A 24,315-nucleotide genomic window follows, 5' to 3' on the forward strand; every position below is an offset into this window, starting at 1 on the left:
TTATAGGATGAATATGAAAATTTTAGTTACCGGCGGTGCCGGCTTTATCGGTTCTGCCGTTGTTCGTCATATTATTAACAACACCCAAGACAGTGTCGTGAATGTTGATAAACTTACCTATGCTGGTAATTTAGAATCATTAGAAGCTGTAACAAATAATCCTCGCTATGCTTTTGAACATGTCGATATTTGCGACCGTATGGCACTCGATTGTGTTTTTGCCGAACATCAACCCGATGCAGTAATGCATTTAGCAGCAGAAAGCCACGTGGATCGTTCTATTGATAGTCCAGCTGCCTTTATCGAAACAAACATTATCGGTACTTATACCCTATTAGAAGCCGTTCGCCACTACTGGAATAGCTTGTCAAGCGAACGCAAAGCCGCTTTCCGTTTCCACCATATTTCAACTGATGAAGTGTATGGTGATTTGGAAGGGACAGATGATCTGTTTACCGAAACCACTCCATACGCTCCAAGTAGTCCTTATTCTGCTTCCAAAGCATCAAGTGATCACTTAGTGCGTGCGTGGCTACGTACTTATGGGTTGCCAACTATTGTTACCAACTGCTCCAATAACTACGGGCCCTTCCATTTCCCTGAAAAATTAATCCCATTGATGATCTTAAATGCCTTAGATGGCAAAAAACTGCCGGTTTATGGCAACGGTCAGCAGATTCGTGATTGGCTATTTGTTGAGGATCACGCTCGAGCCTTATACAACGTCGTTACTGAGGGTAAAATTGGCGAAACATACAATATCGGCGGGCATAATGAAAAAGCTAATATTGATGTAGTACGGACAATTTGTGCCTTGTTGGAAGAACTTGTACCAAACAAGCCTACTGGTGTTGCAAAATATGAAGATTTAATCACCTATGTTACCGACCGCCCCGGCCACGATGTCCGCTATGCCATTGATGCTGCCAAAATCGGACGTGAATTGGGCTGGAAACCGCAAGAAACCTTTGAAAGCGGTATCCGCAAAACGGTGGAATGGTATCTCGCCAATAAAAAATGGTGGAGTCGTGTATTAGACGGTTCGTATAATCGTGAGCGTTTAGGTACGAAATAAAGGGCATAACATAAAATGAAAGGTATTATTCTCGCTGGCGGTTCAGGTACTCGCCTTTATCCTATTACTCGTGGTGTATCCAAACAGCTGTTACCTGTTTATGATAAGCCGATGATCTACTATCCGTTATCCGTGTTAATGCTGGCAGGGATTCATGAGATTTTGATTATTACCACGCCTGAAGATAATGATAGTTTTAAGCGCTTGCTTGGTGATGGTTCTGATTTTGGTATCCATTTGGAATATGCCATTCAACCAAGTCCGGACGGTTTGGCACAGGCATTTTTGATCGGTGAAGAGTTTATCGGTTCAGATAATGTTTGTTTAGTATTGGGAGATAACATTTTCTACGGTCAGCATTTTTCAAAAACCTTAAAAGAGGCGGCTGCCCGTCAAAATGGGGCAACAGTTTTCGGCTATCAAGTAAAAGATCCTGAGCGTTTTGGCGTGGTGGAATTTGATGAACATTTCAAAGCCCTTTCCATTGAAGAAAAACCACAACAACCAAAATCTGATTGGGCAGTAACAGGTCTGTATTTTTACGATAATCGAGTGGTGGAATTTGCCAAACAAGTTAAACCATCTGCTCGTGGAGAATTGGAAATTACCACGCTCAATGAAATGTATCTTAACGATGGTTCATTAAATGTTCAATTACTTGGTCGTGGTTTTGCGTGGTTGGATACCGGCACGCACGAAAGCTTGCACGAAGCAGCGTCTTTTGTTCGTACTATTGAAAATGTACAGGCCATGCAGGTAGCTTGCTTGGAAGAAATTGCGTGGCGTAATGGTTGGCTAAGCACAGAGCAAGTAGAAATTCTGGCAAAACCGATGGAGAAAAATACCTATGGGCAATATTTACTCCGCTTGGTCAAAGGGGCAAAATAATGGCAAAATTTTTAATTACTGGTGCAAATGGTCAGGTGGGTTACTGTTTGACTCAGCAATTGCAAAATAAAGCTGAAATTCTAGCGGTTGATCGGGATAAATTGGATATTACCGACCGTGATGAGGTTTTTCAGACGATTGAAACTTTCCGCCCCGATGTGATTATCAATGCGGCTGCCCACACTGCAGTTGATCGTGCTGAAAGTGAACAGGCACTTTCCGAAGCGATCAATGTAAAAGGTGTGCAATACCTTGCCGAAGCAGCACAACAGTACGGTGCTATTTTGCTACATATTTCAACGGATTATGTATTCAGTGGCGAAGGCGAAAAGCCTTACCGTGAAAACGATACTACTGTCCCACAAGGTGTTTATGGCAAAACTAAACTAGCAGGTGAACAGGTTGCATTGAGCCATTGCGAACGTACAGTCGTATTGCGTACCGCTTGGGTATTTGGTGAGCACGGCAATAACTTTGTGAAAACAATGCTCCGTTTGGGCAAAGAGCGAGAAAGTTTAGGCGTTGTCGCTGATCAATTCGGTGGGCCGACTTATGCCGGCGATATTGCTTCTACCTTGATTCAAATTGCAGAAAGTTTGTTAAGTGGTCAAAAAAGCTACGGTATTTATCATTTTACTGGCTTTCCTTATGTCAGCTGGTTTGAATTTTCCCAAGCGATTTTTAATCAAGCCGTTTCACAAAACGTATTGGAAAAAGCACCGCTTGTGAATGGCATTGCGACTAGCGATTACCCGACACCAGCCAAACGCCCTGCTAATTCACGTTTAGATTTAACCAAGATCCAAAAGACTTTTGATATAACCCCGAGTAACTGGCAAAAAGCATTGGAAAATATTCAGGCATATTATTAAGAAATAAAAATGAACATTATTGAAACCAAAATACCGGATGTAAAATTATTAGAACCGACAGTATTCGGTGATGAGCGTGGTTTTTTTATGGAAACGTTCCGTGATGAGTGGTTTAAAGCCAATATTGCAGAGCGTACCTTTGTACAGGAAAATCATTCCAAATCGACCAAAGGTGTTTTAAGAGGTTTACATTATCAAACTGAAAATACCCAAGGTAAGTTAGTCAGAGTAGTTAGTGGTGCAGTTTTTGATGTCGCTGTGGATTTACGCAAAAGTTCGACAACTTTTGGACAATGGATTGGGGAAATTTTATCGGCTGAAAACAAACGTCAGCTCTGGGTTCCCGAAGGTTTTGCCCACGGTTTTTATGTGTTAAGCAACGAAGCTGAATTTGTGTATAAATGTACTGATTACTATAACCCAAAAGCAGAACATTCGCTGATTTGGAATGATCCGACAGTTGCGGTTGATTGGCAGCTTGATGGAGAGCCTAGTTTATCTGTAAAAGATTTAGCTGGTAAGACTTTAAAGGATGCAATCACATTTAAATAGAAGTTAAAATAGTAGTAAGGCAGAAATTATCTGCCTTATTTTATATGTGTGATTTTTATTCTTTCTTTTTAATCAAATAGTATACTACAACTAGTACAAAGAAATAGAATAATGAGCCAGAATTATGAGCTAAAGATGATTGGCTTAAGAAAAAGAATGAATGCGATATAATATGAATAATACCTAGTATAGCAATGCATTTTATTGCTGTATCATTTGTTTTTAGCCTTTTTATGAAAATAAGAAATGGCGTAATAAGAATTGCTAATAATGCAATAAATCCTAAAATTCCTCTTTTCACAAAAGATTCTAAATATTGATTATGGAGACTGTTATATCCTAAAGTAGTTTTAGCCATTTGATTAGATTCAACTTGTTTCTTTTTAAATTTCTCATAGCCTCGACTACCATGACCTAATAGTGGTTTCTCACTAATTGCAATAAGTGCATTTTCCCACATATCAAAGCGAGCCCCAAGAGAGGTATTTTTATTACCTTTTTCAATATAATGTATAACATCTCTTTCTGCTTCTTTGTATCGTTTCTGAATACCAAACTCAGGTTTATAGATAAATAATGAGAGTGAAACTGCTAATAATAAGGTACTAAAATAAATAATTTTCTTATTAATAACTTTAAAATTAAAAAAGAAAATTAGTAAGAAACAAGCGGGGAAAGCAATCCAACCACCTCTTGCTCCTGTTAATATACTAGCGAGTAGTCCAAAGGCTGCAAATACGATATATAAAATACCTATTTTATTTTTCTTCTCAGAAAACCAGTAAAAAGCAATAGCAATGCTTAATAAGCCTAATAGTATAGAAATATTGCCTGCTTGAATATGCATTGTTTCAGGAAAAGGCTTCGGCAATTTCATCACGAACTTCTGGTAAATAGCCAAGCCCCCCACCATAAATGCCCCAATAGGAATAAAGTGGAAAATAGTTGTTTTCTTTATAGGGTAAAGGTTAAAAAAGAAAATTAGAGGAATAAGCAGTAAAATTCTGCTTGGGTTATCAATTTCTCGGAAGCCATCGCCATTAAAAATGGCAGACATAACAAACGTTAAAAAATAAGCAATTAGTGAGAAAATAAAATACTTATCTTCTTTGTCTAATTGCCATTTTACTTTGAGTTTAAAACGGTAAAACAGAAAGGTTAAGGTTGCAATAATGCCTAGTGCCATAGGAATATAGCTGTAACCTTTTTTAAAGCTAAGTACCGTAACAAAAAAGGTAGCAATAAGTAGGTTGCAGAAAAAAACAATGTGTGCTTTTTCTATTTTCTTGAAATTGAGTAACATTAATTTATCCTAAAAATAATCAGGTGAATTTTGTTTATTCTAGCTAATCATCGTATGTCTAGCTATCTCTTTTTAAAGGTAAAGTAGAATATTACTAAGTGCGATTTCTACTTAACGAACTTTGGGTTTTAGGCGTTAATCTGCTCTTTACTTTGTTTTTTTGTTAGGGTAAAATGCACTACCTTTTTTGTTCTATGCCGCCAAAATTGTGAGCGGTTTTATTTAATCATATTTTTCTGAGGTGATGGCATATGCCAGTAATTAAAGTTCGTGAAAATGAATCATTTGACGTAGCATTACGTCGTTTCAAACGCTCTTGCGAAAAAGCAGGTTTATTAGCAGAAGTTCGTGCACGTGAATTCTACGAAAAGCCAACTACAATCCGTAAACGTGAGAAAGCATCTTTAGCGAAACGTCACGCTAAACGTAACTTCCGTGAGAACGCACGTAACACACGTTTATACTAATTAGAGACTCTAATTAGCAAAAATATATCGAAACCGTGATTCCTTCAGACTCACGGTTTTGGTGTTTTTATCCCCTATTTCAAGCGGTTACTTTTTTGTAAAATTTTGCAAAAATCCGACCGCTTGCGTAACCCCAAAGAGCAGGAGGAAATCAATGAAAGGTATGATTCCACGTTCATTTATTGATGATCTGATCGCTCGTACCGATATTGTTGAAGTTATCAACAGTCGAGTTAAGCTCAAAAAGGCAGGGCGAGATTACCAAGCCTGTTGTCCTTTCCATCACGAAAAAACACCTTCTTTTTCAGTTAGCCAATCTAAGCAGTTTTACCACTGTTTTGGTTGTGGTGTGCACGGTAATGTAATTAGCTTTTTAATGGATTACGATAAGCTTGAATTCCCAGAAGCAATAGAAGAGCTTGCAGCAATGCACGGTTTGGAAGTGCCAAGAGAAAATGTAGTTAATCGTGATGGAAAGCCTCAAGCAAGTTATAAAACAAAACGTAATTTATATGAGTTGATGGCTGCGGTTGCCAAGTTTTATCAACAGAATTTAGCTCATCAAATTCCTGCACAGAGTTATTTGCAAGAGCGGGGGCTTTCAACAGAGGTTATTGAGCGTTTTGAAATTGGCTTTGCTCCTAATGCATTTGACTCAACTCTAAGAGCCTTTGGGCAATCACAAGAAGATATTCAAAAATTATTAGATACCGGTGTATTAACCAAAAATGATAGCGGTCGAATTTATGATAAATTTCGCAACCGTATTATGTTCCCAATTCGTGATAAACGTGGGCGAGTGATTGCTTTTGGCGGACGTGTTCTGCCAAATGATGATCAAGGGGCGAAATATATGAACTCGCCTGAAACCGTGATTTATCATAAAGGGAGCGAACTATACGGTCTGTATCAAACCTTACAACTTAACGAAAACCCTGATTATCTATTTGTGGTTGAAGGTTATATGGACGTAGTTGCATTAGCCCAATTTGGGGTAAATAATGCGGTGGCATCACTAGGTACGGCAACTACAGGGGAGCAAATCCAACAAATGTTCCGTTGCACGGAGCAAATCATCTGTTGCTATGATGGCGATAGAGCTGGGCGAGATGCGGCTTGGCGGGCATTAGAAAATGCACTGCCTTATTTGCATGATGGTCGCCAACTTAAATTTATCTTTTTACCTGATGGTGAAGATCCTGATACTTTTGTACGTTCTCAAGGCAAGGATGGGTTTGAGCAATATATTGTAGAAAATGCCAAATCACTGAGTGATTTTCTTTTTGATAGTTTGTTAGCTGGTGTTGATCTTTCTTCTAAAGAAGGTAAGTCGAAACTGGCAGCTTTGGCTGTACCGTTAATCAATCGTATTCCCGGTGAAATGCTACGTGTTTATTTACGCAATATTTTAGGGCAAAAACTGGGAGTGTTAGATCCGACTCAGCTTGAAGCAATGCTACCTAATAAAAAAGTAAATGAGGCCCCAGTGTATCAAAGGGTTAAGATCAAACGCACACCAATGCGATTATTAATTGCTCTTTTACTGCAAAACCCCTATTTAGTCAAATTTGTGCCAGATATTTCCGCACTTCAAACCTTACAAGCCCTAAAAGAACCAGGTTTTGACTTATTAACGGATCTAGTCGCAAATTGTCAGCAAAATACAGGTATAAGTATGGGGGGGCTACTTGAACATTATCGTGAGCATCCCCAATATAATATCATTGAGGCTTTAGCAAATTGGGAACACTTAGTGTTGCCTGAAAATATAGAGACGACTTTTATTGAAACACTTGATTTTCTTTATGCAAAATTAGTAGAGTTACGTAAGGCTGAACTTATTGCTAAAGATAGAACAGTTGGCTTAACTGCAGAAGAGAAGAAAGAATATGCACTTTTAATGTTTCAGTAATTGATGTGTACTATAATGAATCATTCGATTCCTGACATTTAATAAAATCATAAATTTTTTGCAAATTTACCTAGCAAGCAGGAATTTAATGGTATAATCCACTACTATTTTTGCTCGCATAATAAATGGATAAACTATGGAAAACCAAGCAGATCAACAATTAGAACAGCAATCTCAATTACAGCTTCTGATCGCTCAAGGGCGTGAACAAGGTTATTTAACAATTTCTGAGGTTCACGACCACCTGCCAGAAGATCTTGTAGATGCAGAGCAAATTGAAGATATTATCCAAATGATCAACGATATGGGGATCAAGGTATTAGAAGTTGCTCCAGATACAGATGACTTAATGTTAGCTGAAAATATTGCTGATGAAGATGTGGTTGAGGAAGCAACAAAAGTGCTTTCTACCGTGGAATCAGAATTAGGACGAACAACTGACCCTGTGCGTATGTATATGCGTGAAATGGGAACTGTTGAGCTTTTAACTCGTGAAGGCGAGATTGATATTGCAAAACGTATTGAAGACGGTATTAATGAAGTTCAATGTGCCATCGCAGAATATCCAGAGGCATTATCAGGGCTTTTAAGTTGTTACGCTCAGGTTGAAAATGGGGAAATGCGTCTTTCTGATTTGGTAACGGCGTTTGTTGATCCAAATGCATCTGAAGAAGCTTCTGGCGAAGAATTAGATGTGGATATTGATGACGAAGAATCAGATAGTGCAGATGTTTCTGATGATGAAGACGAAGATGAAGATAATGACAGCAGTTCAGATAATAGTGATGATAGTTCAATCGACCCTGAAGTTGCTCGTGAAAAATTTGAAGCATTACGTAGTCAGCACGAAAAAGTATTACTAGTAATTCAAAAACACGGACGTACTAGTAAAAAATCAAAAGAGCAAATTGAAATTCTCTCTACAATTTTCCAAGAATTCCGTTTAGTGCCAAAACAATTTGATTTATTGGTTGAGTCAATGCAATCACTAATGAAAAAAGTACGCCGTGAAGAACGCCAAATTCAGCGTTATGCCGTTGAATATGCAGGTATGAAGAAAACGGATTTCTTGAAAGCTTTCCAAGGCCACGAATTAAGCGAAGCTTGGATTGAAAAAGCAATTAATGCAAAGAAAAATGGTGCGCCTAAGTTAGCCAATTACATTGATAACATTCGTGCCAATATTGCTAATTTACAAAGTTTAGAGCAAAGCTCAGGTTTAACGATTGCTCAAATTCGTGAAATTGGCGGACGTATCGCAAATGGTGAATTAAAGGCTCGCCGTGCGAAAAAAGAGATGGTTGAAGCAAACTTACGTTTAGTTATCTCTATTGCGAAAAAATACACCAACCGTGGTTTGCAATTCTTAGATTTAATTCAAGAAGGTAACATCGGTTTAATGAAAGCGGTAGATAAGTTTGAATATCGCCGTGGTTATAAATTCTCGACTTATGCAACTTGGTGGATTCGTCAAGCAATTACACGTTCAATCGCTGACCAAGCTCGCACAATCCGTATTCCGGTGCATATGATTGAAACGATTAATAAACTTAACCGCATTTCTCGCCAATGTTTACAAGAAATGGGGCGTGAGGCTACACCGGAAGAATTAGCAGAACGTATGGGAATGCCTGAAGATAAAATTCGCAAGGTATTAAAAATTGCCAAAGAGCCAATTTCAATGGAAACCCCGATTGGCGATGACGATGATTCACATTTAGGTGATTTCATTCAAGATGAAAGTCTTGAGTTACCATTAGATTCTGCAACGGCAGAAAGTTTACGTATGGCAACGAATGAGGTGCTTGAAGGCTTAACCCCACGTGAAGCTAAAGTATTACGTATGCGTTTTGGTATTGATATGAATACCGACCACACCCTTGAAGAAGTGGGTAAACAATTTGATGTAACTCGTGAACGTATTCGTCAGATTGAAGCAAAAGCCTTACGCAAACTTCGCCACCCAAGCCGTTCAGAAACATTACGCAGTTTCTTAGATGACTAATTATCTCCCCTATACCCTGCGGTATGGGGGATTTTTTTATTCAAACCGTTGTAAGCGGTCTATTTTCTCTTATTTTTTACTTGTTATTATCAGTAACAAGTTTATATAAAAGGATCCCATATGAAAAAATCATTGTTAGCACTGTTAGTTGTAGCAAGTATTGCTATAACTGGTTGTGAAGATCAGGAGAATACGCAAAAATTACAAAATGCGGAAAAAACAATTACTCAATTAGGTAATGAATTGAAGGCAGTAAAGTTAGATTTGGAAAAACAATCGGCTGAATTGACTACTTTGGCTGATCTAAAAGCAGAAAATGAAGCGTTAAAAAGCGAATTGGATAAAGCAAAACAAGCTGTTCCGTTACAAGTCGAAATGGTTAAGCTGTTTGATAAACAAGAAATTATTAAACACGAAGTTGATCCTAATGATGAATTTGGTCGAGAAGAGTCTGAAATTGCATCAATGGTAGTAATCCCGAGAACAAATTTAGCGTGGTTAAATTCATTACTGATAAAAGAAGCATATTCAGTCCCTGAAGAGCAAAAAAATGTTTCTCAAGAGTTTACTGAAAAAGCCTTTCGTACTCATCGAGAAAATGTTTACCAAATGATGATTGAGAATGTAAAAGAAGAGCCCGTTATTGGGTATGAAGATAGCATAAGTAGCCAATTTATTGGGCAACGTAACAATATTGCCACTTTTACGATGCAGTTTTATACCTATGGTGGTGGAGCTCACGGCCTGCACTATACGCAATATATTAATGTGAATTTAGATAAAGAAGTGTTGATTGATTTAAATGAGTTAATAAGTCCGCAAAATCAAGAAAAGTTAAAAGCAATTCTGTGGAAAAATTATAGAATGAACCGCTTAGGTGAAAATGGGAAATATAACGGTTTTGCGAAAAAAGAAGATTTTCGTCTCTCTCCGGAATTTTATTTCTCGCTATCGGGAATAACTTTTGTCTATCCACCTTATGAATTAGGGCCTTATGCTGAAGGGGATGTTGAAGTAGAGGCAGGCTGGTTTGAGGTAAACCAGTTACTAAATCCTGATTATCAACGTACTGAAAAAGATGGTTTTTATGAGGATGAGTAAGAAAATAAAGCTATAGTGTAAATAATTATAAAAAATAGCCCGCTTGAGTTTATAACAAGCGGGCCATTTTTTTCTGGTTTTTGCAAATTAGCCCAGAATAATACCTAAGCTAAAGAGTAAGTTTGTAATCAATGCTAAGCCGGCCATTTGCCCTAAAATAGGATAAAGTTCTTTTGGATCTTTATGTAAATAGACAAAACGAGCGTGTTTAACCAATAATGGAATAGCGAGAAGAAAAACAAAGCTATACCAATGCTGAAATTCAGAAATAGCAAAAATCAGATAAGAAATAACCGCTAGCACTAGAAGTGCTACGTGATATTTTCGTCCATTTTCACTCCCAATTCGCACGATGAGCGTGTTTTTCCCTGCCTCTCTATCTTGGTTAATATCTCTTAAATTATTGATGTTTAGCACTGCAACAGAAAGTAGCCCACAACCGAAAGCAGGCAGGAAAATTATTGTCGGTACAGTATGAGCTTGTAAATAAAATACCCCAATAACTGCAACAAAGCCAAAGAAGATAAGAACAAATAAATCGCCTAATCCCAAATAACCATAAGCTTTTTTGCCGACGGTATAGGTAATAGCAGCAATAATAGAAACCACACCAAGCCCGATAAAGAAAAACAGATCTTGAATAGTTTCATAAGCATAGGCACTTAATGCAACCCCTGATGCGAAAGAGAGAAGGCTTAACAAAATCACCGCTTTTTTTAATTGCTCGCCGTTAATCGCTCCGTGTTGAATGGCTCGTAAGGGGCCGATACGCTCTTTAGTGTCTGAGCCTTTTATATGATCGCCATAATCGTTGGCAAAGTTGGATAATACTTGCAATAAAATGGTAGTGATAAAGGCAAGCAAGGTTGTGATAAAGTCGAACTTTCCAGCCCAATGAGCAAGTGCAGATCCCACAATAATAGAGGCTAATGCCAAAGGTAATGTTTTTGGGCGAGCGGTACTAAACCAAATAGAAAAAAGAGAATTTTTGTTCATAAAATAGATTTCATTTAAAATATCGATAACCTCTTTTATTTTATCAGAAAAAAACACAAATGAACTCTACCTCAATACAATTAGAACCGATTCAATTAACGCCAATCGGGGTTATTGAAAGCCCTTATGATGAAAAATTTTCTGTGCCTCGCCAGCCCAACTTAGTTGCAGAAGGTAAGGGGGTTTTACGTTTAATTCCACCTTACAATACGGCAGATGCAGTACGAGGATTATCACAATTTAGCCATATTTGGTTAATTTTTCACTTTCATCATATTCCAAAAAGAGAGTGGCACGCAACGGTAAGACCCCCTCGTCTAGGTGGGAATGAGCGTGTTGGTGTCTTTGCAAGTCGAGCGACTCATCGCCCAAATCCACTTGGTTTATCTAAAGTAAAATTAGAATCCGTTGAAGTGGAAAATGGCGAGGTATTTTTAAAATTAGGTAGTGTCGATCTAGTTAATGGCACCCCCATTTTTGATATTAAACCTTATATTGCTTATGCAGATAGTGAACCCAATGCCATTTCTGGTTTTGCTCAACATAAGCCAGAAGCAAAGTTGGAAGTAAGCTTTAGTGAAGAGGCTAAACAAGCGGTTGAGTTTTGCCAAAATTTTGCAAAATTTGGTATTGAGCAACCACTTACTTTTATTACGGAAATTATTCAACAAGACCCTAGACCTGCCTATCAACAAGGGAAAGCTTCAGAGAGAATCTATGGAATGAATTTAGCAGGTTATAATATTCGGTGGCAGGTTAAATACGCAGAGAACACAAAAACAGAATATGCAAAAGTGCTTTCTATTCTTGCAACGGAACTTTCTTCATTTTAGTGTATCAAAGCAGTACATTTATTCTTTTAGGATAACCTTATATGAAATTAACATATCTTTTAACTATCATACCTTTTGCCGTGGCAACCGCAACGGTTATAGCAGATACTCATCAAACTAAACCATCAACTTTTAACTTTTCAACAAAGGTTACACGAACAGTAGATAAAGATTTAATGCACGCAAGTGTATATAGTCAAAAGTCAGGAAAGTCATTGATTGATTTAAAAAAAGGGGTTTCATTAACTTTAAATCAAGTAGTAGAAGAGGCGAAAAAATATCCTTCTATTGAAATACAAACAGAGGGAATGAGCAATCGAGCAATTTACAATACGAAAGGCAATAATATTGAAGGTTGGGAAGCGATTGGACGCATTAACCTAAAAAGCAAGGATTTTGAATCAATGGCAAAAGTATTGGAAAATTTAGGTAAAGACGTTGCAATAAGCTACATTAATTTCAGTGTTTCGCCAGAAAAATTGGCGGAATTAGAAGATGAAATGACATTAGAGATCATTCGTAAATTCCAACATAAAGCGGATATTATCCAAAAAGGCTTAGCCGCTAAAAATTATAAGTTAAGCAATATCAATATTGAGACACCTAATGATGGCTCTTCTTATTTCGGTAATACAGTAATGTATTCTGCAGCATCTATGGAGCGTTCTGCCGGGCAAAAAATGGAAGAGTTTCCTTTAGAAGCTGGAAAAACGGTTATTTCGGCCTCAGCTTCAGGCAATGTGGAATTTGAATAGATTTGTATAGATTTGTATAGAAATGTATAGATTTGTATGTATGCTTATTTAGCAACAAACAAAGGTTTATACTACAGGTATAGAAATATGGGTATTGTTTCTAAAGTACCCATATTTTTATTTTGCTATGTTTATAGCATAGAGAAAGTAGAAAACACACTGTGTTTTATCTTAATTAAAATAGGAAACAAAAAATGAAAAAATATTTCGCTGAGTTTTTCGGCACATTTTGGTTAGTATTCGGCGGCTGTGGTAGTGCAGTATTAGCAGCAGGTATTCCTGAATTAGGAATTGGTTATGCCGGTGTTTCACTAGCCTTTGGTTTAACCGTATTAACAATGGCATATGCTGTTGGTCATATTTCTGGCGGGCATTTTAACCCTGCGGTTTCTATTGGTTTACTTGTAGGTGGCCGTTTTAACTCAAAAGATTTATTACCTTACATTGTTGCACAAGTTATTGGTGCGATTGCAGCAGGTGCTGTGCTATATACTATTGCATCAGGTATCCCTACATTTGATGTAACAGCAGGTTTTGCAAGTAATGGCTATGCAGAACACTCTCCACACGGTTATAGCTTAATGGCTGCATTATTAATTGAAGTTGTTTTAACTGCATTTTTCTTAATTATCATTATGGGGGCGACAGATAAACGTGCTCCTGCAGGTTTTGCTCCTATTGCTATTGGTTTAGCGTTAACGTTAATCCACTTAATTAGTATTCCTGTAACTAATACTTCTGTAAACCCAGCACGTTCAACAGGCGTTGCATTATTCCAAGGTAGTTGGGCGATTGAACAATTATGGTTGTTCTGGGTTGCTCCTATTGTTGGGGCGATCATTGGTGCAGTCGCATATCGCTTTATTGCGGAAGAAAAATAATCTTTAGCTATTTTTTAATGCAGTCCTCTACTTAGGGCTGCATTTTTGTTTTGAGGATCGAGAATGAGAAATTTAGTAAAAATACTCAGTATTATTTCAATTTCTTTTGTGCTAAGTGGCTGCTTAGTTACATCTGTTGTAAGCGGTGTAGTCGGCACCGCTGTCAATGTTGTAGATGCAGTTACTCCTGATATTATTGATTAACTTATGACACAAGCGGTTAAAATTCGTCGAGCGATTGCAAATATAAAATAAAGCGTTACAATGACTCGTTATTTTTAGTAAAACAATGTGAATAAAGGATTCAATATGAAAATTACAAAAGACTTAGTGCCAAGTATTGCTTATCAAGTTCGTACCCAAGATGGTGTATTAGTTGATGAAGCACCGGTAAATCAACCGTTAGAATACTTACACGGTCATAATAATCTAGTAGAAGGTTTAGAGAAAGCCCTTGAAGGTAAAGCAGTTGGCGAAGTATTTGAAGTACGTGTAAAACCAGAAGAAGGCTATGGCGAATATAACGACAATATGGTTCAACGTGTACCAAAAGATGTGTTTATGGGTGTTGATGAGTTGGAAGTAGGTATGCGTTTTATTGCGGATACTGATTTAGGCCCGTTACCGGTTGTTATTACAGAAGTAGATGGTGATGAAGTGGTTGTTGATGGTAACCATATGTTAGCTGGTCAGGAATTATTATTCTCAGTAGAAGTGGTTAGCGTGCGTGAAGCAACTGCTGACGAAATCGCTCACGGACACGTTCACGGTGGGCACGAACACGGCGGTTGTGGTTGTGGTGGACACGATCACCATCACGATCACGAAGGTTGTTGTGGTGGTCACGGACACGATCACGAGCATCATCACAACCACGGTGGCTGTGGTTGCGGTGGTCATCACTAATTTCACAATATTCCCTCTTCCCTTATGGAAGGGGGAATTTAACTATTTACTTTATTTCAAAGCCATTGATAAATAGTCAAACAAGCGGTTAAATTTACCTGAAAATTTACCAATGTCTTTAAAAATAACAAAATAACACAACCTTTCAAACTATGAGTGAAACTAAGCAAACCTTATCAAATATTGACTATCTGCGTGCCATTCTCAGTTCAAATATCTATGATTTAGCACAAGTTACTCCCTTACAAAAAATGGAAAAACTCTCTGAACGTTTAGAAAATCAAATTTTTATTAAACGTGAAGATCGTCAGCCAGTACACAGTTTTAAACTGCGTGGTGCTTTTGCGATGATTTCCAATTTATCGGAAGAACAAAAACAAGCTGGGGTGATCGCAGCTTCTGCGGGGAACCACGCTCAAGGTGTGGCTCTTTCTGCCAAACATTTAGGATTAAAAGCGTTAATTGTAATGCCTCAAAATACCCCTACAATCAAAGTTGATGCAGTGCGTGGATTTGGTGGCGAAGTATTACTTTATGGTGCAAATTTTGATGAAGCGAAAGCTAAAGCAATTTCCCTTTCTTATGAATTAGGAATGACCTTTATTCACCCATTTGATAGCCCAGCTGTGATTGCAGGGCAAGGTACGATTGGGTTGGAATTAATTCAACAAAAATCTGATTTAGATTATGTTTTTGTGCCTGTCGGGGGCGGCGGTTTAATTGCTGGTATTGCCGTATTAATTAAACAAGTAATGCCGAATATTAAAGTGATTGGAGTAGAATCCAAAGATTCCGCTTGCCTTTACCACGCATTAAAGCAAGGGCAACCAACAGATTTAGAACGTGTTGGATTATTTGCCGATGGGATTGCGGTAAAACGTATTGGAGATGAAACTTTCCGCCTCTGTCAGCAATATGTGGATGATGTAATCTTAGTAGATAATGATGAAATTTGTGCCTCTATGAAGCTTATTTTTGAGAATGTGCGTGCAATTTCTGAACCTTCTGGGGCAACCGCATTAGCCGGTTTGAAAAAGTATGTCAAACTACATCAATTACAAGGCAAAAATTTAGCCTGTGTGCTTTCTGGGGCAAATTTAAACTTCCATACGTTACGTTTTGTATCAGAACGTTGTGAAATAGGGGAAAAACGGGAAGCATTATTAGCCGTTACCATTGCCGAACAAAAAGGCAGCTTCTTAAAATTCTGTGAGACGTTGGGTAATCGAGCGGTAACTGAATTTAACTACCGCCACGCTGACAATAAAAAAGCTTGTATTTTTGTTGGGGTTCGGATTGAGGGTTCAGCAGAAAAATTAGAGATTATCAAAGAGTTACAGCAACAAGGTTATGATGTAGCGGATTTATCCGATGATGATATTGCCAAAACTCATATTCGCTATATGGTGGGAGGAAGAGCTTCCTCAATTAAAAATGAACAACTATATAGTTTTGAATTTCCTGAACAAAAAGGAGCATTATTAAAATTCTTACAAACCCTTACAAATTGGGATATTTCATTGTTCCACTACCGTGCACACGGTGCCGATTACGGCGATATTCTTGCGGCATTTGCATTAAATCAGGGCGATGAAGTAGAATTACATCAACATTTAGAACAGCTTGGCTATCGCTTCCAAAATGTCAGTGAAAGCCCTGCTTATCAATATTTTTTAAAATAAAATTTTATAAAACAAGGAATTATAATGGCTCGTAAATATTTTGGTACGGACGGTGTTCGTGGCGAAGTGGGTAAATTTCCGATTACACCGGAGTTTGCATTAAAACTAGGTTGGGCTGCAGGTAAAGTGCTGGCAACGCAAGGAACCAAAAAAGTTTTAATCGGTAAAGATACTCGTATTTCTGGCTATATGTTGGAATCTGCTTTGGAAGCAGGTTTAACCGCAGCCGGATTATCCGCCGTTTTTGTCGGCCCAATGCCAACACCGGCGATTGCTTATTTAACTCGTACATTCCGTGCAGAAGCAGGAATCGTTATTTCAGCCTCTCACAACCCTTATTATGATAACGGCATTAAGTTTTTCTCTTCAGTAGGGGAAAAATTACCAGATGAAGTTGAAGAAGCGATTGAAGCGATGTTAGATCAGCCGATGGATTGTGTCGATTCGGCAAATCTTGGGCGAGCAAGCCGTATCAACGATGCCGCAGGGCGTTATATTGAGTTTTGTAAAGGCACTTTCCCTTCAGAATTAAGCCTTGAAGGCTATAAAATTGTGGTCGATTGTGCCAATGGTGCAACTTACCATATTGCACCAAACGTAATGCGTGAGCTAGGGGCAGAAGTGCTCGAAATCGGCACGAAACCCGATGGTTTAAACATTAACGAAAAATGTGGTGCAACAGATATTAAATCTTTACAAAAAGTGGTCGTTGAAGCTGGGGCTGATGTCGGTTTAGCTTACGACGGCGATGGCGACCGTTTAATTATGGTCGATCACTTAGGTAATAAAGTTGATGGTGACCAAATTCTATTTATTTTAGCTCGTGAAGCACTACGCTCTGGAAAATTACAAGGCGGTGTAGTGGGTACATTGATGAGTAATATGAGCTTAGAGTTAGCCTTAAAAGAGTTAGCTATTCCGTTCTCTCGTGCCAATGTTGGCGACCGCTATGTATTAGAGCAACTTAAAGAGAAAGGTTGGAAACTCGGTGGCGAAAATTCAGGGCATATTATCGTATTAGATAAAAATACTACCGGAGATGGTGTTGTCGCATCATTACAAGTATTAGCCGCAATGGCAAACCATAAATTAAGCTTAAATGATTTAGCAAAAGCCGTACCTTTATTCCCACAAGTTCTTTTAAATGTTCGTTTTGAAAAAGGAGCAGAGAATCCATTAGAAAGCGATGAAGTAAAAGCAGTGGCGGCTGAAGTAGAAAAACGCTTAGCCGGAAAAGGTAGAATTCTTCTGCGTAAATCTGGTACTGAACCGTTAATTCGTGTAATGGTTGAGTGTGAAGACGCAGCACTTGCACAAAGCTGTGCGGAAGAAATTGTCGAAGCGGTAAAACGTAATTAATGGTAAGCGGTTATTTTTTGTAAAAAATTTGCAAAATTTAACCGCTTGTTGCTTAAAAGGAGGATATTATGGATCAACAAGAAATGAAAAAAATTGCAGCACAGGCTGCATTAAAATTTGTGACACCAAATACGATTGTAGGTGTAGGGAGCGGTTCAACCGTAAATTGCTTTATTGATGCCCTTGCTTCAATCAAAGAACAAATTAAAGGTGCTGTGGCTGCATCGAAAGCGTCAGAAGACCGTTTACGTGCTATCGGTATTGAAGTGTTTAATGCAAATGAAGTAGCAGAATTAGATGTTTATATTGATGGTGCCGATGAAATTACCCCACAAGGTGCGATGATTAAAGGTGGCGGTGCGGCATTAACTCGAGAAAAAATTGTCAGCTCGCTGGCGAAAAAATTTGTTTGTATTGTAGATAGTTCAAAGCAAGTCGATGTATTAGGTTCAACCTTCCCACTTCCGGTAGAGGTGATCCCGATGGCTCGCTCTTATGTTGCCCGTCAGTTAGTAGCACTGGGCGGTTCACCTGAGTACCGTGAGGGTGTGGTAACGGATAATGGTAATGTGATTTTAGACGTCTATAATTTTAAAATTATGGAACCATTGAAAATGGAACATACTATCAATAATATTGCAGGTGTCGTTACCAACGGTATTTTTGCACAGCGTTTTGCCAATGTAACCATTGTTGGCACGCCAAATGGTGCACTTATTTTAGAATAATTTTATATTGCAAACACACATATCATTAGGAGCACAAAGATGGCTAAAACCTCTTTAGATAAATCAAAGATTAAATTCCTGTTGCTTGAGGGCGTACACCAAAACGCTATCGATGTATTACAAGCTGCAGGCTATACTAACATTGAAGTGCATAAAAAAGCATTAGATGGTCAAGAGCTACTTGATGCAATTAAAGATGCACACTTTGTTGGGATTCGTTCTCGTACATTTTTAACAGAAGAAGTGTTAGCTCACGCACAAAAATTAATTGCGGTTGGCTGTTTTTGTATCGGAACAAACCAAGTGAATTTAGAGGCGGCTAAAAAACGTGGTATTCCGGTATTTAACGCTCCATTCTCAAATACCCGTTCTGTTGCGGAATTGGTGCTGGCAGAGATGATCTTATTAATGCGTCAGGTGCCAACTGCGAATGCAGAGGTGCATCGTGGGGTATGGAATAAATCAGCGGCTGGTTCAAATGAAGTTCGAGGTAAAAAGTTAGGGATTGTCGGATACGGCCATATCGGCTCACAATTAAGCGTGCTTGCTGAAGCAATCGGAATGAATGTATATTTCTACGATGTGGAAAATAAATTACCGCTTGGTAACGCACAGCAATTACCAACGCTTGAAAGTTTGCTTTCTACTTGCGATATGATCTCTTTACACGTGCCTGAAATTGAATCAACCAAGAATTTAATGAATGCCGAACGTATTGCACAAATGAAAAAAGGCTCAATTTTAATTAATGCGGCACGTGGTACTGTTGTCGATTTAGATGCTTTAGCAAGTCGCTTAGAAGAAGGTTCGTTAAGAGGGGCCGCGATTGATGTATTCCCAGAAGAACCTGCGTCAATCAATGATCCTTTTGTATCACCATTATGTAAGTTTGATAATGTGATTTTAACTCCGCACATTGGTGGCTCAACCTCAGAAGCACAAGCAAACATTGGAACAGAAGTGGCTAATAAATTTGTGAAATACTCTGATAATGGTTCGACATTATCAGCGGTAAACTTCCCTGAAGTATCATTGCCAATTCATACCAAAACAAAACGCTTATTGCATATTCACGAAAACCGCCCAGGGATTTTAAATAAAATTAACCAAATATTTGTGGATTCAAATGTGAATATTGCAGCACAATATTTACAAACTGATCCAACGATTGGTTATGTTGTGATTGATGTAGAATCTGAAAATGTGGATAGTGCATTACAGAGTTTGAAAGCGATTGAAGGTACTATTCGAGCTCGAGTGTTGTACTAACTTAATCAGCTATAGAAACTAAAATAGCCTAAATGAAGACGTCATTTAGGCTATTTTTACATACAAGCGGTAGAATTTTATAAGAAATTTACTATTACCTATATCATTAGAAACGATAAGCTGCATTCGCCGAGAATACATTGCCTCTTAGTTTGGTGCCGCTACGCTTTAAATTGTCTCTTGTGTATTCTGCACCAATTTCAATATCACTAGAAACAGCATATTTTGCACCCGCACCAAAACCAAAGCCACGGAACGTTTCATTTCCAACTTTGCTTGAGCTCGCATCTACTTTAATATAAGGTAGTAAATCTGAACCAACTCGGTAACCTTGTTGGTATGCAATAGTGTATTTATTTTTTTGCTTAACATCGTTAAATACTTTTGTGCTGCCAATTTTAGCTTTACCTTGTACTATGCCCACAAAGTTATTACCTTGCTCAATACCATAATCAACAATTAAAGCCGGGCCCGTAGATTGTTTTCCTTTTACACCATCAACTTTATATTTTGTCGTTGCTAGATCAACACCAACGCCAACACCTGTAAAGGTATTACCAACGGGAGCAGCAAATGCATTAACAGAAAAGAGGCACGCTAGTGCAAGTGTTAGTTTTTTCATAAATAACTCCTATCTAATTATTCAATATTACCACAGAAGCGATAACCCTCACCGTGAATGGTAACAATAATCTCTGGGGTATTTGGATGATCTTCAAAATGTTTACGAATACGGCGAATAGTAACATCTACCGTTCTATCGTGTGGTTTTAACTCACGGCCAGCCATTTTTTTCAATAAGTCTTCCCGTGTTTGGATCTTTCCTGGATTTTCACAGAAGTGTAGTAATGCTCTAAATTCACTACGAGGTAGTTTATTGATTTCTCCTTCTGGTGAAATTAAGCTATGGCTGTTAATATCTAAGGTCCAGCCATTGAAACGGTAACTTTCAACTTCAACTTGTTCTTTCGTTACTGCTTTTTCTTTATTCATTGTACGTTGCAATAAATTACGTGCACGAATAGTTAGTTCACGAGGATTAAATGGTTTAGTGATATAATCATCAGCTCCGATTTCTAACCCAAGAATTTTGTCAATTTCATTATCTCTACCGGTTAAAAACATTAGTGGTAGTTTCATATTTTCTCGAATTTCTCGTGCCAGAATTAAACCGTTTTTACCGGGGAGATTAATATCCATAATCACAAGATTGATCTCTTGTGCATCAAGGATAGAATGCATATCAGCACCATTTGAAGCTTCAAATACTTGATAGCCTTCTCCTTCAAAAATGCTTTTTAGCATATTACGTGTGACTAACTCATCTTCAACAATTAAGATTTGTGGGGTTTTCATCTTTTAAACCTCTGATATATTTTATAAATTCTTTTTAATAACTTTTGTGTTACAAATTGTTCGCATTTTACTTATAAATTTCGGAATGGAAAGCATAAAAATGACAATTTATTTAATTCAATCAAATTTTTGGTTATTTCTCTCGATCATCCACACCAAAAATTAAGTAATTGCCATTAATGTCTGCAAGGCTACGAAAGCCAATGTTATAAATATCGTACTCTTTGCTTCGATTAATATTTTGATAACTAAAGTTATCGTGATGGTGCCCGTGGAAAATTTTATTTGCCCCTAATTTTTGTGCTAATTGATTTATAGCAGAAAACCCTTGTGGGTGAGGTCTTGGAGCTTCGTGAGTAATTAAAATATCCGCCGTTTCATTTTCTAATGCTTCAAAATCAGATGGAAAAATTGAAGAGCGGTGCCTAAGTGGCAATCCTCCTCGCCAAATTTTTTCTTGCGAAGAGTATTGGCAAAAATGAATTGGATCAAAAAACATTGGGCGATTTGGCGGCATCCAAATATGACCACGAAATACCCCGCCAAGTCCAGCTATGCGTACACCTTGAATTTCAACAACTTTTCCGTGGATATTTCGTTCTTTCCAAGCACTATTCCAAATAGAGTCAAATGCAGCGACTGTTTTGCTATCGTGATTGCCGTGAATAAACCAAATATCACAATATTTAGAAAGTTTGTCTAATTCATCAGGGGTAGTTAATTGGAGATCTCCCAAAATCACTAATGCCACTTCCTCAGTTTGTTGTTGTAGAACTGGGTAAAGATGCTCGTAGCTACCGTGAGGATCACCTGCAAAAAGTATCATTTTATTTTTCCGTTAGATTTTATGCTTACTCATTAAGGTTATGTTGTTTAAATTGTAATGGAATTGGCTCTTCATTTAAAATAGCCTCTACCACTTCTTTTGTTTGATTGTATCTGTCTAAATAACTTGGTGATTCAATCTCAATATAAGGAATACGATATTTTTCTAGCAATCTTTTTAAAAGTTGTTGAAATTGTTGTCGTTGTTTCTGAGAACCCAAGCTTCGCAGCCCATCATCCACCCATTTGGTGTTATTTGAGAGTAAAATTGTGACATCAAAAGGATATTCTCTAATCATAGAATCCAAGAATGGATGTGCTTTTCCTTCATATTGAATGCAAAATGCTTGGGTCGTAATGTAGTCAGTATCAATAATAGCAACTTTATGAGCGTGCTTCATCGCATAATCAACATAACGTTGATGCCCTAGCACCATTTGCGGATAATCGGAATATTGCATAGCCTGCTCATTCCCTCCGAGTTGCTCAAACACAAATTCACGTCCGTATTCCCAGGCTGAAGTGGTATTAAACACATTGGCAAGTTTGCTTACCAGTACCGATTTACCACTACTTTCGCCCCCTAAAATAGCAATAGTTTTCACAAAGAATGGGCGAACTTCTTTTGGAATAAACCGCCAATATTGGAATGGGTTATTGCGAATTTGCGTGGCTGAAACATTAAAAGATTCTCGAGCAGGATCAACTAATTGCACTTCTAAGCCTAAATATTTCTCATAAGGCTCTTTATCTTGAATTTCGCTACTAAATACAATAGTTGGATTAATATGTTTTGTTGCAAATAAATCTTTTACTCGACTTGACCAGCCCTCCCAACCATTTGGGTAGCTTGGAATCCCATCTTCGACTAAATGGTGGATAAAGATCTGCTTTTGCTGATATTTAAAAATTTGTTGCACCCAACGCAGACGATCTTCATTCGTTGGCATCCGTTTCATTTTACTTTGCTGGAAAAGCTTTAAGTCTCTTTCAGAATCGGTACAAACGACAACGTGTAATACATCTACTTTACTAAAGGCTTCATAGATCATATTAATATGACCCGTATGAATGGGGTAAAACTTCCCAAAAATAATACCAGAACGCTGATTATTATCTTCTACAATATTTAATACTTTATGTAATGCTTTTAATTTATTTGCACTCGGATTTTTAATCTTTCCACTGACTAATTGATTGAAGTATGCTCGTGTTACACCAGCTTGTTCACAAATATCATTGACTTTAAGTTTAAGTTGCTTGCGTTTTTGTTGAAGATAAGCGAAGTCTGTCATAATGATTTCCTTAAAAATTTATTCTGCAATCATATAGCAAAATATAGCACTTGAATATCTCTTTATGCTTTAAAAGTAATATTTATGCCATATTTCTTTTTTAAAAATGAATTTTCTTACTCTGCTTCTGATGATTTAATGGACGAACTTCTTATTTTTCATATAGATAACGGCAAAAATGTACGGAAATTTTTCCTTTTTTATTGAATTCTCGCTATAATCACAACATTTTCACTGTAAAACGGTCTCTATTTTATATGCAATTAATTCGAGGTTTCCATAATTTAGCTAAATGCGATGCTTTAAATTCAGGCTGTGTTCTCTCTATTGGGAATTTCGATGGTGTGCACATCGGGCATCAAAATATTTTAGCTCGTTTATGTGATAAATCACTTGAATTAAATTTACCCTCTGTTGTAATGATTTTTGAACCTCAGCCACGAGAATTTTTTGCAAAAAAAAGTGGGAATTTGACCGCTTGTTCAGCTCCAGCTCGTTTAATGCGATTACGGGATAAACTGAAATATTTGGCAGAAGCCGGGGTCGATTTTGTTTTATGTGTCCGTTTTAGTGACAAATTTGCACAAATTTCAGCAGACGAATTTATTGCCAAATTATTAGCAAAACAGCTCAAAGTGCGTTATTTAAGTGTGGGCGATGATTTCCGCTTTGGAGCAAAACGCAGCGGCGATTTTGCCACTTTACGCAATGCAGGGCTAAAATACCGATTTGCAGTAGAGGAAAGTCATACTCATAGCTTAAATGACGCCCGCATTAGTAGCTCTTTAGTGCGAGAAGCTCTACAAAATAATAATTTAGCATTAGCTGAGAAGTTATTAGGTAAACCTTATTCTATACACGGACGTGTTGCTCACGGTAATAAGCTTGGTCGAACCATTGGCTTTCCAACCGCCAATATTATGCTTAACCGTTTAGTTACCCCTATTCAAGGTGTGTTTGCGGTTAGAGTAAATACCAAAAACGGTAGTTATAATGGGATTGCCAATGTTGGGAACCGCCCGACAATTAACGGCACTAAACCATTGTTGGAAGTGCATATTTTTGATTTCAATGCCTCTATTTATGGCGAGGCAATAGAAGTCGTATTTTTGAAAAAAATCCGTAATGAAATTAAATTCCCTCATTTTGAGGAATTAAAAAAACAGATTGAAAAAGATAGAGAACAAGCGGTCGAATTTTTTAAACAATTTGCAAAAAATTAACCGAATATAAATAAATTATTTTTACGAGAAAA

24 protein-coding genes are annotated in these 24,315 nt (G+C 37.7%); 18 read left to right on the forward strand and 6 right to left on the reverse strand.

Annotation, left to right across the window (positions count from 1 at the left end):
* The first annotated feature begins 13 nt into the window (after positions 1–13).
* The 4 genes from rffG to rfbC are packed head-to-tail and all read left to right on the forward strand — an operon-like array spanning position 14 to position 3,387.
* Positions 14–1,075, forward strand: a complete 1,062-nt coding sequence (rffG, locus tag PTQ27_RS02885; protein WP_434802820.1) for a dTDP-glucose 4,6-dehydratase — start codon at positions 14–16, stop codon at positions 1,073–1,075.
* A gap of 15 nt (positions 1,076–1,090) precedes the next feature.
* Entirely contained in the window at positions 1,091–1,963 is an 873-nt protein-coding gene (gene rfbA / locus PTQ27_RS02890; protein WP_273749544.1) for a glucose-1-phosphate thymidylyltransferase RfbA, read from the forward strand.
* A complete protein-coding gene (gene rfbD / locus PTQ27_RS02895) occupies positions 1,963–2,835 on the forward strand; it encodes a dTDP-4-dehydrorhamnose reductase (protein ID WP_273749543.1) in 873 nt (290 codons plus the stop codon). Before rfbA ends, rfbD begins: the two co-directional genes overlap by 1 nt.
* Before the next feature lie 9 nt (positions 2,836–2,844).
* Positions 2,845–3,387, forward strand: coding sequence for a dTDP-4-dehydrorhamnose 3,5-epimerase (gene rfbC, locus PTQ27_RS02900; protein WP_273749542.1), 543 nt, complete (start codon positions 2,845–2,847; stop codon positions 3,385–3,387).
* Positions 3,388–3,442: 55 nt separating this feature from the next.
* On the opposite strand, the gene PTQ27_RS02905 is transcribed toward rfbC, so the two are convergent.
* Complete coding sequence (locus PTQ27_RS02905; protein WP_273749541.1) at positions 3,443–4,690, reverse strand: O-antigen ligase family protein; 1,248 nt, start codon at positions 4,688–4,690, stop codon at positions 3,443–3,445.
* A 251-nt stretch (positions 4,691–4,941) separates the two neighbouring features.
* On the opposite strand from PTQ27_RS02905, the gene rpsU reads away from it, so the two are divergent.
* The 4 genes from rpsU (at position 4,942) to PTQ27_RS02925 (ending at position 10,175) form a co-directional block, all read left to right on the forward strand.
* The gene (gene rpsU, locus PTQ27_RS02910) at positions 4,942–5,157 is read left to right on the forward strand and encodes a 30S ribosomal protein S21 (RefSeq protein ID WP_005712190.1); all 216 of its coding nucleotides are present in this window, start codon (positions 4,942–4,944) and stop codon (positions 5,155–5,157) included.
* 154 nt (positions 5,158–5,311) lie between these two features.
* Positions 5,312–7,069 (forward strand): DNA primase, encoded by a 1,758-nt coding sequence (dnaG, locus tag PTQ27_RS02915; RefSeq protein ID WP_273749540.1) that lies wholly within the window; start codon positions 5,312–5,314, stop codon positions 7,067–7,069.
* Between the two features lie 136 nt (positions 7,070–7,205).
* A complete protein-coding gene (gene rpoD, locus PTQ27_RS02920) occupies positions 7,206–9,074 on the forward strand; it encodes an RNA polymerase sigma factor RpoD (RefSeq protein WP_273749539.1) in 1,869 nt (622 codons plus the stop codon).
* 120 nt (positions 9,075–9,194) lie between these two features.
* A complete protein-coding gene (locus tag PTQ27_RS02925) occupies positions 9,195–10,175 on the forward strand; it encodes a DUF3298 domain-containing protein (protein ID WP_273749538.1) in 981 nt (326 codons plus the stop codon).
* 87 nt (positions 10,176–10,262) lie between these two features.
* Here the strand turns inward: PTQ27_RS02925 and PTQ27_RS02930 are convergent, their stop codons facing one another.
* The gene (locus PTQ27_RS02930) at positions 10,263–11,171 is read right to left on the reverse strand and encodes a 1,4-dihydroxy-2-naphthoate polyprenyltransferase (protein ID WP_273749537.1); all 909 of its coding nucleotides are present in this window, start codon (positions 11,169–11,171) and stop codon (positions 10,263–10,265) included.
* A gap of 59 nt (positions 11,172–11,230) precedes the next feature.
* Between PTQ27_RS02930 and tsaA the strand changes: the two genes are divergently transcribed.
* The 9 genes from tsaA (at position 11,231) to serA (ending at position 19,584) form a co-directional block, all read left to right on the forward strand.
* On the forward strand, positions 11,231–12,004 hold the full coding sequence (tsaA, locus tag PTQ27_RS02935) for a tRNA (N6-threonylcarbamoyladenosine(37)-N6)-methyltransferase TrmO (protein WP_273749536.1): 774 nt from the start codon (positions 11,231–11,233) through the stop codon (positions 12,002–12,004).
* A 41-nt stretch (positions 12,005–12,045) separates the two neighbouring features.
* A complete protein-coding gene (locus tag PTQ27_RS02940) occupies positions 12,046–12,759 on the forward strand; it encodes an SIMPL domain-containing protein (protein ID WP_273749535.1) in 714 nt (237 codons plus the stop codon).
* 194 nt (positions 12,760–12,953) lie between these two features.
* Positions 12,954–13,640 carry an aquaporin Z gene (aqpZ, locus tag PTQ27_RS02945; RefSeq protein ID WP_273749534.1) on the forward strand — a complete coding sequence of 229 codons (687 nt, stop codon included), beginning with the start codon at positions 12,954–12,956 and terminating at the stop codon, positions 13,638–13,640.
* 63 nt (positions 13,641–13,703) lie between these two features.
* Complete coding sequence (locus tag PTQ27_RS02950) at positions 13,704–13,844, forward strand: hypothetical protein (RefSeq protein WP_273749532.1); 141 nt, start codon at positions 13,704–13,706, stop codon at positions 13,842–13,844.
* A gap of 105 nt (positions 13,845–13,949) precedes the next feature.
* On the forward strand, positions 13,950–14,546 hold the full coding sequence (gene slyD / locus PTQ27_RS02955; RefSeq protein WP_273749530.1) for a peptidylprolyl isomerase: 597 nt from the start codon (positions 13,950–13,952) through the stop codon (positions 14,544–14,546).
* Between the two features lie 152 nt (positions 14,547–14,698).
* A complete protein-coding gene (gene ilvA / locus PTQ27_RS02960; protein WP_273749529.1) occupies positions 14,699–16,228 on the forward strand; it encodes a threonine ammonia-lyase, biosynthetic in 1,530 nt (509 codons plus the stop codon).
* Positions 16,229–16,249: 21 nt separating this feature from the next.
* Positions 16,250–17,587 (forward strand): phosphoglucosamine mutase, encoded by a 1,338-nt coding sequence (gene glmM, locus PTQ27_RS02965; RefSeq protein ID WP_273749682.1) that lies wholly within the window; start codon positions 16,250–16,252, stop codon positions 17,585–17,587.
* A 68-nt stretch (positions 17,588–17,655) separates the two neighbouring features.
* Positions 17,656–18,315, forward strand: a complete 660-nt coding sequence (rpiA, locus tag PTQ27_RS02970) for a ribose-5-phosphate isomerase RpiA (protein ID WP_273749528.1) — start codon at positions 17,656–17,658, stop codon at positions 18,313–18,315.
* Positions 18,316–18,354: 39 nt separating this feature from the next.
* Complete coding sequence (gene serA, locus PTQ27_RS02975; RefSeq protein ID WP_273749527.1) at positions 18,355–19,584, forward strand: phosphoglycerate dehydrogenase; 1,230 nt, start codon at positions 18,355–18,357, stop codon at positions 19,582–19,584.
* Positions 19,585–19,690: 106 nt separating this feature from the next.
* Here the strand turns inward: serA and PTQ27_RS02980 are convergent, their stop codons facing one another.
* The 4 genes from PTQ27_RS02980 to nadR form a co-directional block, all read right to left on the reverse strand.
* Positions 19,691–20,206: a porin family protein gene (locus PTQ27_RS02980; protein WP_273749526.1), complete on the reverse strand. Its 516-nt coding sequence runs from the start codon at positions 20,204–20,206 to the stop codon at positions 19,691–19,693.
* A gap of 17 nt (positions 20,207–20,223) precedes the next feature.
* A complete protein-coding gene (arcA, locus tag PTQ27_RS02985) occupies positions 20,224–20,940 on the reverse strand; it encodes a two-component system response regulator ArcA (RefSeq protein WP_273749525.1) in 717 nt (238 codons plus the stop codon).
* Positions 20,941–21,073: 133 nt separating this feature from the next.
* Complete coding sequence (locus tag PTQ27_RS02990) at positions 21,074–21,766, reverse strand: metallophosphoesterase family protein (RefSeq protein ID WP_273749524.1); 693 nt, start codon at positions 21,764–21,766, stop codon at positions 21,074–21,076.
* 25 nt (positions 21,767–21,791) lie between these two features.
* A complete protein-coding gene (gene nadR / locus PTQ27_RS02995) occupies positions 21,792–23,060 on the reverse strand; it encodes a multifunctional transcriptional regulator/nicotinamide-nucleotide adenylyltransferase/ribosylnicotinamide kinase NadR (RefSeq protein WP_273749523.1) in 1,269 nt (422 codons plus the stop codon).
* Between the two features lie 257 nt (positions 23,061–23,317).
* Between nadR and ribF the strand changes: the two genes are divergently transcribed.
* The gene (gene ribF / locus PTQ27_RS03000) at positions 23,318–24,283 is read left to right on the forward strand and encodes a bifunctional riboflavin kinase/FAD synthetase (protein WP_273749522.1); all 966 of its coding nucleotides are present in this window, start codon (positions 23,318–23,320) and stop codon (positions 24,281–24,283) included.
* Positions 24,284–24,315: the final 32 nt, after the last annotated feature.

The organism is Mannheimia cairinae (genome assembly GCF_028649535.1).
In the GTDB taxonomy this organism is placed as follows: Bacteria; Pseudomonadota; Gammaproteobacteria; order Enterobacterales; family Pasteurellaceae; genus Mannheimia; species Mannheimia cairinae.